Origin of the sequence: Glycomyces sp. L485, from assembly GCF_022548875.1 — a bacterium.
GTDB lineage: Bacteria > Actinomycetota > Actinomycetes > Mycobacteriales > Micromonosporaceae > Glycomyces.
The window spans coordinates 1-12,626 of sequence record NZ_JAKZEW010000047.1; the positions used below are offsets into that span (position 1 = coordinate 1).

At 70.4% G+C, this 12,626-nt stretch carries 14 protein-coding genes; 9 read left to right on the plus strand and 5 right to left on the minus strand.

Annotation, left to right across the window (positions count from 1 at the left end; all coding sequences use genetic code 11):
* Nucleotides 1-234 precede the first annotated feature (234 nt).
* Both L0U85_RS17685 and L0U85_RS17690 read right to left on the minus strand, forming a co-directional pair.
* Nucleotides 235-1,074: a 3-keto-5-aminohexanoate cleavage protein gene (locus L0U85_RS17685; RefSeq protein WP_241379079.1), complete on the minus strand. Its 840-nt coding sequence runs from the start codon at nt 1,072-1,074 to the stop codon at nt 235-237.
* 1 nt (nt 1,075) lies between these two features.
* The gene (locus L0U85_RS17690; protein ID WP_277606001.1) at nt 1,076-2,548 is read right to left on the minus strand and encodes a lysine 2,3-aminomutase; all 1,473 of its coding nucleotides are present in this window, start codon (nt 2,546-2,548) and stop codon (nt 1,076-1,078) included.
* A 164-nt stretch (nt 2,549-2,712) separates the two neighbouring features.
* Between L0U85_RS17690 and L0U85_RS17695 the strand changes: the two genes are divergently transcribed.
* Genes L0U85_RS17695 through L0U85_RS17715 form a run of 5 tightly spaced genes read left to right on the plus strand, consistent with a single transcriptional unit; the run spans nt 2,713 to nt 7,804 of the window.
* Entirely contained in the window at nt 2,713-3,765 is a 1,053-nt protein-coding gene (locus tag L0U85_RS17695; protein WP_241379081.1) for an L-erythro-3,5-diaminohexanoate dehydrogenase, read from the plus strand.
* Nucleotide 3,766: 1 nt separating this feature from the next.
* Complete coding sequence (locus tag L0U85_RS17700) at nt 3,767-5,341, plus strand: lysine 5,6-aminomutase subunit alpha (protein WP_241379082.1); 1,575 nt, start codon at nt 3,767-3,769, stop codon at nt 5,339-5,341.
* The gene (locus L0U85_RS17705; protein WP_241379083.1) at nt 5,338-6,087 is read left to right on the plus strand and encodes an OAM dimerization domain-containing protein; all 750 of its coding nucleotides are present in this window, start codon (nt 5,338-5,340) and stop codon (nt 6,085-6,087) included. The genes L0U85_RS17700 and L0U85_RS17705 overlap by 4 nt, the downstream gene beginning before the upstream one ends.
* Nucleotides 6,084-6,464 (plus strand): hotdog domain-containing protein, encoded by a 381-nt coding sequence (locus tag L0U85_RS17710; protein ID WP_241379084.1) that lies wholly within the window; start codon nt 6,084-6,086, stop codon nt 6,462-6,464. The genes L0U85_RS17705 and L0U85_RS17710 overlap by 4 nt, the downstream gene beginning before the upstream one ends.
* Nucleotides 6,461-7,804, plus strand: coding sequence for a glutamate mutase L (locus L0U85_RS17715; protein WP_241379085.1), 1,344 nt, complete (start codon nt 6,461-6,463; stop codon nt 7,802-7,804). The genes L0U85_RS17710 and L0U85_RS17715 overlap by 4 nt, the downstream gene beginning before the upstream one ends.
* A 23-nt stretch (nt 7,805-7,827) precedes the next feature.
* Here the strand turns inward: L0U85_RS17715 and L0U85_RS17720 are convergent, their stop codons facing one another.
* From L0U85_RS17720 to L0U85_RS17730, 3 genes are read right to left on the minus strand one after another with little or no spacing between them, the layout of a single operon-like run.
* Nucleotides 7,828-8,460, minus strand: a complete 633-nt coding sequence (locus L0U85_RS17720; protein WP_241379086.1) for a cation transporter — start codon at nt 8,458-8,460, stop codon at nt 7,828-7,830.
* Nucleotides 8,457-8,822 carry a metalloregulator ArsR/SmtB family transcription factor gene (locus L0U85_RS17725; RefSeq protein WP_347177478.1) on the minus strand — a complete coding sequence of 122 codons (366 nt, stop codon included), beginning with the start codon at nt 8,820-8,822 and terminating at the stop codon, nt 8,457-8,459. Before L0U85_RS17725 ends, L0U85_RS17720 begins: the two co-directional genes overlap by 4 nt.
* A complete protein-coding gene (locus tag L0U85_RS17730; protein ID WP_241379088.1) occupies nt 8,812-9,150 on the minus strand; it encodes an ATP-binding cassette domain-containing protein in 339 nt (112 codons plus the stop codon). The genes L0U85_RS17725 and L0U85_RS17730 overlap by 11 nt, the downstream gene beginning before the upstream one ends.
* On the opposite strand from L0U85_RS17730, the gene L0U85_RS17735 reads away from it, so the two are divergent.
* The 4 genes from L0U85_RS17735 (at nt 9,149) to L0U85_RS17750 (ending at nt 12,624) form a co-directional block, all read left to right on the plus strand.
* On the plus strand, nt 9,149-9,418 hold the full coding sequence (locus L0U85_RS17735) for a hypothetical protein (RefSeq protein ID WP_241379089.1): 270 nt from the start codon (nt 9,149-9,151) through the stop codon (nt 9,416-9,418). The two genes, L0U85_RS17730 and L0U85_RS17735, sit on opposite strands and share 2 nt — an antisense overlap.
* Nucleotides 9,419-9,574: 156 nt before the next feature.
* On the plus strand, nt 9,575-10,060 hold the full coding sequence (locus tag L0U85_RS17740) for a TrkA C-terminal domain-containing protein (protein ID WP_241379090.1): 486 nt from the start codon (nt 9,575-9,577) through the stop codon (nt 10,058-10,060).
* A gap of 3 nt (nt 10,061-10,063) precedes the next feature.
* Nucleotides 10,064-11,269 carry a cation:proton antiporter gene (locus tag L0U85_RS17745; protein ID WP_241379091.1) on the plus strand — a complete coding sequence of 402 codons (1,206 nt, stop codon included), beginning with the start codon at nt 10,064-10,066 and terminating at the stop codon, nt 11,267-11,269.
* 32 nt (nt 11,270-11,301) lie between these two features.
* Nucleotides 11,302-12,624, plus strand: coding sequence for a M20/M25/M40 family metallo-hydrolase (locus tag L0U85_RS17750; RefSeq protein ID WP_241379092.1), 1,323 nt, complete (start codon nt 11,302-11,304; stop codon nt 12,622-12,624).
* Nucleotides 12,625-12,626: the final 2 nt, after the last annotated feature.

Here is a 12,626-nt window from a genome sequence, read left to right on the forward strand (position 1 = left end):
GGGACCGACAGCAACTCGATCCGGATCGCACGGGTGATGGCCGTGGAAAGTTAACCCCTGGGCGGCAGCGGCTCGCAGCCGTGTTCGTAACCTGAGCCGCTGCCGAACCCGCACGAACTTCGTCCATCCTGGAGATCCGGCGACACGTGCAGAGTGAGGCGGCCGAAGCCCACGACTCCATAAGGGCCGTTTGAGGCCGGAGGCCCGGCCGCGCAAAGGCCGGGCCTCCTCGCGTCAGTCGGCGTCTCGGACGCCCAAGAGCTTCCGGGCCTCGATCGTCGACATCGCCGGGCGCTGGGCGAGTTCCGCCGCCTCAGCAGCTCGGCGTACCAGCTCCCCGTTGCCCGTCACCGGCCGACGTCTCGCGAAGGACACGGTGTCCTCCATGCCCACGCGCAGATGACCGCCGTGGGCGAGCGAAGCGAACATCACCGGAAGGGTCGTCCTTCCGATCCCCGTGGCCGAGAACGTCGTCCCCTCGGGCAGGTGGCGCCTGACGGCCTCGGCGAAGGCGGTCACGGTCGACGCGTCGCCCGCCGCCCCGCCCGGCACGCCGAGCACGAAATCGACGTGCACGTGGCCGCCGAACGGCGGCCCGTGCTTGTCCAGCAGGCGTTCCAGAGCCGGCAGGTGCCCCAGGTCGAACAGCTCGTACTCGGGCACCACCCCGTTGTCCCGCATCCGCCGGTGCAGCTCGACGATGAACTCCCAGCGGTTCATGAACACGCCGTCGCCGAAGTTCACCGTGCCCATCGTGCACGAGGCCATGTCCGGACCCGCGTCGAGCACCGCCAGCCGCTCAGCCTCGGGATCGGTGACCGCTCCGCCCGTCGACAACTGCACGATCAGGTCGGTCGAGTCCCTCAGAGCGGCGACCGTCTCGCGCAGCCGCCCCTGATCGAGCGTCGGCCTCGCCTCGGCGTCGCGGATGTGCACGTGGATCACCGACGCGCCCGCCCGCTCGCATTCGGCCGCCGTCGAGACCAGCTCGTCGATCGTCACCGGCAGCGCAGGGACCTCCCGCTTGTCGACCTCGGCGCCCGTGGGTGCCACCGTGATGAGCGTCGAGGGCATCTCAGGCTCCGAAGTCGATCGAGGGTTGCTCCTCGCGCCCGCTCGCCTCGCGCGACCGCGCCGCGGCCTCGTCACCGGCGGCCTTGGCCCGCACGGGCGGGTGCATGTTGGCCCACCACTGCTGGCCGGCCTTCGGGAGCGTGTCGATCGGGTCGTAGAACGGGTACCGGCGCGTCAGCGCGTCAGGGTCGTCGGCCTCGATCGAGGTCCGGTAGTTCTTCGTCCAGTACGAGATCCCCAGCTCGCGGTCGTACTCGGACAGCTGGTGGACCCAGCGCTTGCCGACCATGGGCACGTCGCAGATGATCCGCGGGGTCGCGTACCCGGGCAAGTAGCCCATGATCGCGGTCTGGAGTTCCTGGGCGCGGGCAACGGAGGTGCGCCAGTGCTCGGCGTTGGGGATCATGTCGCACATGTAGAAGTAGTACGGCAGGATGTTCGCCTCACCCTGCATGGCGAAGCACAGGTCGAGCAGGGCATCGGGTGTGTCGTTGACCCCGCGCATGAGCACGCCCTGGTTGCGCACGTCCCGTACGCCCGCGTCGAGCATGGCCGCGGCGGCGGCCGCGACGGCCGGTGTCACGGAGTTGGCGTGGTTGATGTGGGTGTGTATGGCGAGGTTGACACCCTGGCCCGCGGCGCGCTTGGCGACCCGGGCCATGCCCTCGACGATCTCGTCCTGGAGCCAGTGCTGCGGCAGCCCCATGAGCGCCTTGGTTGCCAGGCGGATGTCGCGGATGGTTTCGATCTCCAACAGCTGGTCGAGGAAGCGCTCCAGGTGCTTCCACGGGAGGTTGGCGACGTCGCCGCCGGAGACGACCACGTCGCGGACGCCCGGGTGGGCTCGCAGGTAGTCGAGGATCGCACTCTGGCGGTCGACCGGTTTGAGGGCGAGTCTGCGCTTGTCGACCGTGGGGGTGGAGTTGCCGACCAGGTCCATGCGGGTGCAGTGTCCGCAGTACTGAGGGCAGGTCGAGAGCAGCTCGGCGAGGACCTTGGTGGGGTAGCGGTGGGTCAGTCCCTCCACGGCCCACATGTCGTGCTCGTGGAGTGAATCGCGGGCGGCGAAGGGGTGGGAGGGCCAGTCGGCGCGCCGGTCGGAGGCGACCGGGAGCATGTAGCGGCGCACCGGGTCGGCGTAGAACGCGTCGGTCCACGAGCCCGGCGTGGTGTCGTCGAGATCGGTCCCCATCGTGTTGAGCATCTGCGGGGGCAGGAGCATCGACATCGTGGCGGACTGCTCCATGTCGGCGGCCAGGTCGTCGTAGAAGGAATCGTGCAGCCGGTCGCCGACTACGGTGCGCAACTGCCCCACGTTCTTGACGCAGTGCGTGCGCTGCCATTGGGCCGATGCCCAGTCATCGGCGGTGACGTCGCGCCAGCCGGGGAATCTGGTCCAGTCGGGCTCGACCAGCGTCCGTCGCCGGTACTGGTAGGGCTGCTCGATCAGGGCGGGCTGTCGCTCACCGGTCAGTCGATCAGTCACGTGTGTACCTCCATGTCCGGGATGTTGGCCCGGCAATCGCCTCAGACGACGGATAGCCGCCTTGTGACGAGGATAACCTTCCGTTACTGTTGTGCGCTAGGTCCCGCATATTGAGATCCAAAATATCCCTCATTACTGGAAGGGCGGCAACGATGTCGACAGGCTCACCGGTCGGATCGCACCGAGTCGTCAGCCCCACCGGGGTGCTGCCACAAGCAGCGGACAAACTAGACAGCAATCCTGAAATCGCCGAGAACGAAGTCCGCATCCGCGTCGAGCGACTCAACCTCGACGCCGCCTCCTACCGGCAGCTCCACACCGCGCACAGCGGCGACGGCGCCGCCATCAGGGCGGACGTGCTCGACGTCATCGAGCGGCGCGGCAAGATGCACAACCGGGCCACCGGCTCCGGCGGCATGCTCATCGGCACCGTCGACGCCGTCGGCGATCGTTCCCCGCTCGGCCTCAAGGCCGGCCAGAAGGTCGCCACGCTCGTCTCCTTGACTCTCACCCCGCTCCACATCGACGACGGACTCAGGCACTGGGACGGCCTCTCCGAACAGGTACCCACTTCCGGGCACGCCATTCTCTTCGCCCGTTCCATCGCGGCCATCCTGCCCGACGACCTGCCCGAACAGGTCGCCCTGGCCGTCTTCGACGTCTGCGGCGCTCCCGCGCTCGTCCGCCGCGTCGTCGCGCGCCGGGCCGCCCACGCGCGCTCTACCGTGGCCGTCCTCGGAGCCGCCGGCAAGTCCGGCTCCCTCTCACTGGCCGCCGCCCGCGACGCCAGGGCGGCGACCGTCCTCGGCGTCGTCCGCGACGATGCCGAAGCCGCCCTCCTCAGGGCCGGCGGCCTCGCCGACCGCATCGCCGTCGCCGACGCCACCGACCCCCTCGGCCTCGCCGAGACCGTCAGCGACGCCCTGGGCGGGCGCGGCGCCGACGTCACGGTCGTCTGCGTCGACGTCCCCGGCTGCGAGCACGGCGCCATCCTCTCGACCTCGACCGGCGGCACCGTCGTGTTCTTCTCCATGGCCACCTCGTTCCCCGCCGCCGCGCTCGGCGCCGAAGGCCTCGCCGCCGACGTCGAGATGCTCATAGGCAACGGCTACGTCCCCGGCCACGCCGACTACGCCCTCCATCTCGTCGCCGCCGACCCCGCCCTGAGGGAGCTCTTCGAGTCCCGCGTCGAGGGGGAGCGCTGAGATGACCGCGAAACCGCTCCTGCCGCTCGACCCCGACCTAGTCGCCCGCGCCCGCCGCCTCGCCGAGCTGGCCGGGGAGCCGGTCGTCGAGATGGCCCGCAGCCACACCACCGTCTCGGTCGAACGCGCCACCCTCCGCCTCGCCGGACTCACCGGCGCCGACCCAGAGGGCATCCCCTGGGTCAACCGGCTCGTCGACGCCGTCGCCGACCAGACGGGCATCGAACACGGCGTCGCCCTGCCGGTCTTCCACGCCCTCGCCGAAGGGAACCACCCCGACCTGGAGCGCCTCGCGCACGCCGCCGCCGCGGGCGGCGTCAAGTTCGAGCTGCCGACCGGCAGGGCCCACGACAGCGCCAGCGACCTCGCCCGCACCGCAGTCGGAGGCGGCTTCGACCGCATCGACGCCCAGCGCCGCACGCGCAACCAGATGAGTATGTTCATCGGCGACCCGCCGCAGCGCCCCTGGATCTACCTCATCGTCGCCACCGGCGACATCTACGAGGACATACCGCAGGCCCAGTCCGCCGCGAGGGCCGGCGCCGACATCATCGCCGTCATCCGATCCACCGGACAGTCCCTGCTGGACTACGTCCCCGAAGGCGCCACCCGCGAGGGCTTCGCGGGGACCTATGCGACCGGCGAGAACTTCCGGCTCATGCGCGCCGCCCTCGACCAGACCTCCCGCGAGGTCGGCCGGTACGTGCGGCTGTGCAACTACGCCTCGGGGCTGTGCATGCCCGAGATGGCGGCGCTCGCCGGGATGAACCGGCTCGACATGATGCTCAACGACTGCATGTACGGGATCCTGTTCCGCGACATCAACCCGATCCGCACATTCGTCGACCAGCGGTTCTCCCGCCAGATCCACGCGAGGGCCGGGATCATCATCAACACCGGCGAGGACAACTACCTCACCACCGCCGACGCGGTCGAGGCCGCCCACACCGTCACCGTCTCGCAGCTGCTCAACGAGTACTTCGCGCACGAGGCCGGGCTGCCGGACGAGTTGCTCGGCCTGGGCCACGCCTTCGAGGTCAACCCCGACCTGCCCGAGTCGTTCCGGCTCGAACTGGCCCACGCGCTGCTGGCGCGCCAGCTGTTCCCCGACGCGCCGCTGAAGTGGATGCCGCCGACCAAGCACATGACCGGCGACGTCTTCCGCGGCAACCTCCTCGACGGGTTCTTCAACCTCGCCGGGGTGATGACCGGGCAGTCGATCCTGCTGGTGGGCATGATGACCGAAGCGGTCGTCACGCCGTGGCTGTCCGACAGGGACATCGCGCTGCAGAACGTCCGGTACGTGCTCGGCGCGGCCGGCGGTCTGGCCGAGGACTTCCACCCGCCCGCCGACGGCTTCATCGCGAACCGCGCCGACGAGGTGCTCGGCGAGGCGGTCGACCTGCTGGAGCGGATCCGGGACGACGGGCTGCTCGACGCGATCGCCGACGGCACCTTCGGGATCATGAAGCGCCCCGCCGACGGCGGCCGAGGGCTGGAGGGCGTCGCCGAGCGCGCCGAGGACTACTTCAACCCCGCCGGCGAAGTGCTCGAGTCCGATGAGGAGGCCCGATGAGCAGCATCGTCCGCCCTTACGGCGACACCACCGGCGACGGCATGGTGCAGCTGTCGTTCACGCTCCCGGTCGCCCACGACAAGCGCGCCGAGGGCGCCGCCGCCCAACTGGCCGCGAAGATGGGCCTGGACAACGCCATGGTCGTCCACTCCAAGGCCATCGGGACGAGGCACACGTTCTTCGTCGTCTACGGCGCGGCGAGGCACCTGGTCAACCTCGACGAGGTCGAAGTGGTCGAACGCGACTACCCGCTGCTGAGCCCCAAGGAGGTCAACGAGGTGGTCAAGGAGCGGCTCGGCCGCAAACTGTGCGTCGTCGGCGCCTGCATCGGCACCGATGCCCACACCGTCGGCATCGACGCGATCCTCAACATCAAGGGGGTCGCGGGGGAGAAGGGCCTGGAGTGCTACCGGGAGCTGCGCGTGGTCAACCTCGGTGCGCAGGTCGCCGTTCCGGACCTGGTGAACCGCGCGATCGACGAGGAGGCCGACGCGGTCCTGGTCAGCCAGGTCGTGACCCAGAGGGACGCCCACCTCCACAACACCCGCGAGATGGCCGCGGCGTTCCGCGAGGCGCTCCCGCCGGGCAGGCGCCCGCTCCTCGTCGTCGGCGGGCCCCGGTTCGACGAGCGCGCCTCCGCCGAACTGGGAGTCGACCGCGTGTTCTCGCGCGGCACCACACCCGGCGACGTCGCCTCCTACCTCGTCCACCGACTCGTCGCCTCTCAGAAGGAGATCCCCGCATGACCGACCACGACGGACTCAACGTCACCCACCGCCGATATGTGCCGCACGGCCACGCCCATTACGGCGGGAACCTGGTCGACGGGGCGTACGCGCTCGCCATGTTCGGCGACGTCGCCACCGACATCTGCATCCGCGCCGACGGCGACGAGGGACTCTTCGCATCCTATTCGGACGTGCAGTTCAAAGCGGCGATCCGAGCCGGTGACGTGGTCGAGGCGACGGGCGTGGTCACCCGGACCGGCAAACGCAGCCGCACGCTTCAGTTCGTCCTGAAAGTGGTCTGCCGTGCCGACCCGGCCAGGGGCGATTCGGCGGCGACGGCACTGGACGAGCCGATCGTGGCGACCACCGCCACCGGCACCGTCGTGGTGCCGTGACCGGCGTCGTCGTGTGCGTCGACGTCGGCTCCACCTACACCAAGGCGGCCGCCGTCGAAGCCGGCACCGGAGCGCTCCGGGGCACCGCCTCGCACCCGACCACGCTGGGGACCGACGTGATGGAGGGACTGGAGCAGGCCGTGGCGGCGGCGGTCCCGGAGGACGCCGAGGTCATCGAGACGTTCGTGTGCTCCTCGGCAGGAGGTGGACTGCGACTGGGCGTCATCGGGAACGAGCCGCTGGTGACCGCCAGGGCCGCCTTTCGGGCGGGACTCTCGGCGGGCGCTAGGGTCGTCCACGTCTGCGCCGGGGAGCTGCGCGACGCCGACTGGAACGACCTGGCCGAATCCCGCCCGGACGTACTGCTCCTGGCGGGCGGCACGGACGGCGGCGACGAGACGGCGCTGCGGGCCCACGCCGAGGCGCTCGCGGCGTCGCAGGTCCGGGCCCCGGTCGTCTTCGCCGGCAACGCGGACGCCGCAGCGGTGGTCACCGCGTCGCTCACCGAGGCAGGTGTCGACATCACTGTTGTCGACAATGTACTGCCGCGCATCGGCAGGCTCAATCCGGTCCCGGCCCGGACCGCCCTTCGCGAGGTGTTCCTGCGCCACGTCATAGCCGGCAAACACCTCTCGGCCCGCGCCGACTTCACCGAGACTGTCAAGGCCGCCACCCCCGACGCGGTCCTGACCGGAGTCGAACTCCTGGCGGACCTGACCGGCGACGACCTCCTGGCGGTCGACGTCGGCGGCGCCACGACCGACGTGTACTCGGTCCTGACCCCGGACGCCGAGATGAGCGGCCCGCGGGCCGAGGTCGCCGGAACCGCCTGGCGCTCGCGAACGGTCGAGGGCGACCTGGGCGTTCGCCACACCGCCACCGGCATCGTCGAAGCCGCCGAATCCGACGACCTCCATCCGGACCCCCGGCTCCGAGAGGCGGCCCGTCACCGCACCGAACACCCCGATTTCAAGGCGGAGACCGAACCAGAGCGGCAGTCCGACGCGGAGCTGAGTGCCCTGGCGGCCCGCGTGGCCGTAGGCCGTCACGCGCGGGGCGAACGCATCGGCGGGCCGACCGAACCGCTGCGGGGCGGCAAGGACCTCGCGGCGGTGCGACTGGTGGTCGGTTCCGGGGGCGTGTTCCGCCGCGACCCCGAATCGGCGGCGACCCGGCTTCGCCAGGCCGTCTGCGACCACACCGCCGGAGGCTTCCGCCCGCCGGAGGCCGCCCAGGTCGTCATCGACGGCGACTACGCCCTGGCCCCCGCCGGACTCCTCGCCGCCAATGGACACCGCGAAACCGCCGAACGCCTGCTGCGCACCGCCTTCACCGACTGATCGGGGCCGCGCCCGTCCCGCGGTCAGCAGCAGTCGTCGCAGTGGTCGCCGCGCCAGGCCTCGACGCCCTCCTTGAGCGCTACGGCCGCGATCACCAGAGCCGCCACCGGGTCCGCCCACGACCAGCCCCACAGCGCATTGAGCGCCAGGCCGACCAGCAGCACCGCCGACAGGTAGGTGCACAGCAGCGTCTGCACGGCATCGGCTGCCACTGTGGCCGATCCCAGCTCGGCGGCGGTCCGCCGCTTGGCCCGCGCCAGCAGCGGCATGACCACCACCGACACCGCCGCCAGTGCGATGCCGACCGTGCTCGGCTCGGCCGCCCCGCCCGCGAGCAGTGAGCGCACCGAGTCGACCGTGACCCACGCGGCCAGCGCGAAGAACGAGACCGCGATCAGCCGCAGGGCCAGTCGCTCCCGCGACTCGGGCACCGCGGCGCGGAACTGCCAGATCACCACCAGCGCGGAGGAGACCTCCACGAACGAGTCGAGGCCGAAGCCGATCAGCGCCGTCGAGGACGCCGCCGCTCCGGCCGCGATCGCGATCGCGCCTTCGACGGCGTTGTAGCCCGCGGTCGCCCAGGCCAGGCGGCGCGATCGGGTGTTCAGCGTCGCCCGCCGCTTCGGGGTCAGCAGCGTCGGCGATGCCGAGCTCATGCGGCCTCCCCGGCGGTCGCCGGGCACAGGGCCACCGCGTGCCCGGTGGCCGCCAACAGCGATTCGGCCGAGGCCAGCAGGTCCATCAGCTCCGGGTGCGAGAGCGAGTAGAACGACTGCCGCCCTTCGGCTCTGGCCTCCACCAGTCCGCAGTCGCGCAGGCAGGCCAGGTGCTTCGAGACCGTCGACTGCGCCAGACGCAGCTCACCGGTCAGGTCGACCACTCGAGCCTCGCCGTCGGCCAGGCGCTGCACGATCCGCAGCCTGGTAGCGTCCGAAAGGGAGTGGAACAGCGCCACCGCCGGAGGCAGGCCCGTCTCGATCTGAGCGGCCATGCAGGGATCGTCATGATTAATCGCCATAATGCGATGATAGCGCATTGCGGCGATCATGGTGATCGTCCCGCTCCCCGGCGGCCCCGGTCACCGGTCCGTCGCCGTCGACCACTGCGAAGCCCTCCGAGCGCGCCTCGGCGGCGTGCCGGGCGAGATCGAGGCCGCCGACCTCGGCACGGCCTTCGTCGGGGCGCAGCAGCGTCGCGAGAATGCGAATGGCGGTGGTCTTGCCCGCGCCGTTCGGCCCGAGCACCTCCAGCACGGTTCCCGGCTCGGCGGCGAGGTCGACCCCGGCGAGCGCCGTGGTCTTCCCGAACCGTTTCACCAGTCCTTCGGTCTTGAATGCGTAGTCCATGCCCCGAACCTTGACCGGCCGCGCTCACACACCGCTCTCATGCCCTGGAACCGTCGTCTACGACTCCAGCGGCGCGCCCGCGCTGGTTTACTCGTTCATTGCCCAGTTCGAGGGCCACGAGGACAACTACGGCGCGACCCACCCGGTCGTCGAGGCCCACGCCAGGACGGGCCGCGCGATCCCCGCCATCGTCGACGAAGCCGAACCCACCACACCGGACGCGATCGAATTCGATGTCGAAGACGTCCTCTCAGGCGCCGACCAGTAGCCGGAACCGGGGGCCGCGATCCCGGCAGAATCAGACCGCCGGGATCGGCGCGGAACGAGATGCCGTGAACCGCTGATCGCGCCCGCCTGACCGGAAGCCCGTTCGCCGTTGCGCTACGGTTCCTTTCGTACGCGACAACGAAGGAGATGACCGACCGTGGACGTGGAGCGCACAGAGTTGCCCGGGATCGGCGTCCGGTTCGAGTTCGAGACCAAACGGGGAGTGCACCTCGGCATCGTCGCCCACCGCGAAGGCCGACGCGACTTCATCATGTACGACCCCGATGACCCCGACTCGGCCCTGGAATGCGTCGTCCTCGACGCCGACGAGTCGGCGTCGGTCGGCGAACTGCTCGGCGGCGCCCGCATCGTCGAGAAGCTGAACCAGCTGCACCATGAGATCGAGAACCTCGTCTCGCGCCAGATCCTGGTGGACGCCACCAGCCCCTACGCCGAACGCCCCCTCGGCGACACCCGCGCCCGCACCCGCACCGGCGCCTCCATCGTCGCGATCGTCCGCGACCAGGGCGTCGAGACCGGGCCCGCGCCCTCCGCCGTCCTGCGCGTCGGCGACCGGCTCGTCACCATCGGCACCGAGGAGGCCGTCGACAAGGTCGACCGCATTCTGCGCGGAATCGAGTAGCCGATGGACCATCTCGTCGAAGTATTCCTGCAACTCGGTCTGGTCGTCGGCGTCCTCGGGATCCTGGGCGCCCTCGCGGGCCGTTTCGGGATCTCGGCCATCCCGCTGTATCTCCTGGCCGGGCTCGCCTTCGGCGACGGCGGCATCCACGATCTCGAAGCGATCGAAAGCTTCCTCGACGTCGGCGCCGAGATCGGCATCGTCCTCCTGCTGTTCGCCCTCGGCCTCGAATACACGCCCCGCGAGCTGCTCGGCACCATGCGCACCTCCTGGCTCGGCGCGATCGTCGACCTGGTCCTCAACGCCACCCCCGGCGTGGTTTGCGCGCTGCTGCTCGGCTGGGGGCCGCTGGCCGCCGTCGTCTTCGGCGGCGTCACCTACATCTCCTCGTCGGGCATCATCGCGAAGGTTTTGTCCGACCTGGGCTGGCTCGGCAACCGCGAGACGCCGACCGTGCTCTCACTCCTGGTCGCCGAGGACCTCGTCATGGCTATCTACCTGCCGATCGTCACCACCGTCCTGGCCGGACTGGCGTTCGCGGAGGCCGCTTGGGGCCTGGCGCTGGCGCTGCTGGCCGTCGGCGCGGCGTTCTTCGTCGCCGCCAGGGGCGGCAGCGCGCTCTCGCGCTTCCTCTCCTCGCCCAGCGACGAGATCCTCATGCTCAAGGTCCTCGGCCTCATCCTCCTAGTCGCCGGACTCGCCGAGCAGGTCCACGTCTCGGCCGCCGTCGGCGCGTTCTTCGTCGGCATCGCCCTGTCCGGTGACGTCTCCCACCACGCCGAACGCACCCTGGATCCGCTGAAGAACCTGTTCGCGGCCCTCTTCTTCGTCAACTTCGGACTCCAGACCGACCCTCGGCACCTACCTCCCGTGCTCCTCATAGCCGCGGCGCTGGCCGTCGTGACGATCGCCACGAAGTTCGCCACGGGCTGGTGGGCGGCCCGGCACAGCGGTTCGGCCTTCACCGGTCGGCTGCGCGCCGGTCTGGTCCTGCTGCCACGCGGCGAGTTCTCCATCGTCATCGCAGGCCTCGGCGTCTCGGCGGGACTCGACCCGCAATTGGGATCGCTGGCCGCCGCCTACGTGCTGATCCTGGCCGCGGTCGGGCCCTTGGCACCACGCCTGGCCGGTCCGATCTCGGCCAAACGCCGCAAGCGGCTCCACCCTCGCGGACCGAAGCCTCCGGTGGCCGCCGAACCCGCGGCGTGAGTTCTCCGTCCCCGACTTGATAGAAATCAACGATGGCTGAAACCGCAAACCCGTCCCGTCCCGACGATGAGGTCGTCGAGATCGCGCGCGATCTCATCCGCATCGACACCACCAACACCGGCGACAACGCCACCGCGAAGGGGGAGCGCGCCGCCGCCGAATACGTGGCCGGGAAACTCGCCGAGGTCGGCCTCGAACCAACGATCTACGAGTCCGCGCCCGGCCGCGCCTCCGTTGCCGCCCGCTACCCCGGAGCCGACTCCGAGCGCGGCGCCTTGCTGCTGCACGGCCATCTCGACGTCGTCCCCGCCGAGGCCTCCGAGTGGAGCGTGGATCCGTTCGGCGGCGAGATCCGGGACGGCTACCTGTGGGGGCGCGGCGCGGTCGACATGAAGGACTTCGACGCGATGCTCCTGGCCGTCGTCCGCTCCTGGCGGCGCATGGGCAAGGTCCCGCCGCGCGACCTCGTCCTGCTGTTCACCGCCGACGAGGAGGCCGGCTCCGACTACGGCGCGCGCTTCATGGTCGAGCAGCACCCCGAGGTATTCGAGGGTGTCTCCGAGGCGGTCGGCGAGGTCGGTGGATTCTCCATGACCCTGAGCAACGACCTGCGCGTCTACGTCGTCCAGACCGCAGAGAAGGGCCTCGACTGGCTCCGCCTGCGCGCCTCGGGGCGGCCTGGCCACGGCTCGATGCTCCACGACGACAACGCCGTCACGCGGTTGAGCCGCGCCGTCGCCGACATCGGCCGGCATGACTTCCCGATCGAGATGACACCGACCGTCCGCCAGTTCCTCGAATCGGTCTCCGAGCTCACCGGCATCGAGTTCGACCCGGACAACCCGGAGGAGACGGTCGCGAAGCTCGGTCCGGTGGCCCGCCTGGTCGGCGCGACACTGCGCAACACCGCCAACCCGACGCGCCTCGACGCGGGCTACAAGACCAACGTCATCCCCTCCACCGCTGAGGCCGTCCTCGACTGCCGGTCCCTGCCGGGCCGCAACGACGAGCTGGAGGCGAAGCTGCGCGAGCTGGCCGGCGACGGTATCGAGTTCGACTACGAGATCCGCCAGCCCGGCATCGAGACCTCGTTCGACGGCCCGCTTGTCGACGCCATGGCCGAGGCCATACGCCTGTCCGATCCCGGGGCGCGGACCATCCCCTACATGCTCTCGGGCGGCACCGACGCGAAGGCGTTCGCGTCGATCGGCATCCGCTGCTTCGGCTTCGCGCCGCTCAAGCTTCCCGCCGACCTCGACTTCACCGCCCTGTTCCATGGCATCGACGAGCGCGTCCCGATCGACGGCCTCCAGTTCGGCGTCACCGCCATGCACCGCTTCCTCTCCCAGTGCTGAGC

What these genes read in the sequence shown, in the direction of transcription:
- L0U85_RS17725 (WP_347177478.1), bottom strand. Translation starts at nt 8,822, where the DNA reads ATGGCGATTAATCATGACGATCCCTGCATGGCCGCTCAGATCGAGACG.
- L0U85_RS17705 (WP_241379083.1), top strand. Translation starts at nt 5,338, where the DNA reads ATGAGCAGCATCGTCCGCCCTTACGGCGACACCACCGGCGACGGCATG.
- L0U85_RS17750 (WP_241379092.1), top strand. Translation starts at nt 11,302, where the DNA reads ATGGCTGAAACCGCAAACCCGTCCCGTCCCGACGATGAGGTCGTCGAG.
- L0U85_RS17685 (WP_241379079.1), bottom strand. Translation starts at nt 1,074, where the DNA reads ATGCCCTCGACGCTCATCACGGTGGCACCCACGGGCGCCGAGGTCGAC.
- L0U85_RS17710 (WP_241379084.1), top strand. Translation starts at nt 6,084, where the DNA reads ATGACCGACCACGACGGACTCAACGTCACCCACCGCCGATATGTGCCG.
- L0U85_RS17745 (WP_241379091.1), top strand. Translation starts at nt 10,064, where the DNA reads ATGGACCATCTCGTCGAAGTATTCCTGCAACTCGGTCTGGTCGTCGGC.
- L0U85_RS17700 (WP_241379082.1), top strand. Translation starts at nt 3,767, where the DNA reads ATGACCGCGAAACCGCTCCTGCCGCTCGACCCCGACCTAGTCGCCCGC.
- L0U85_RS17730 (WP_241379088.1), bottom strand. Translation starts at nt 9,150, where the DNA reads ATGGACTACGCATTCAAGACCGAAGGACTGGTGAAACGGTTCGGGAAG.
- L0U85_RS17695 (WP_241379081.1), top strand. Translation starts at nt 2,713, where the DNA reads ATGTCGACAGGCTCACCGGTCGGATCGCACCGAGTCGTCAGCCCCACC.
- L0U85_RS17720 (WP_241379086.1), bottom strand. Translation starts at nt 8,460, where the DNA reads ATGAGCTCGGCATCGCCGACGCTGCTGACCCCGAAGCGGCGGGCGACG.
- L0U85_RS17735 (WP_241379089.1), top strand. Translation starts at nt 9,149, where the DNA reads ATGCCCCGAACCTTGACCGGCCGCGCTCACACACCGCTCTCATGCCCT.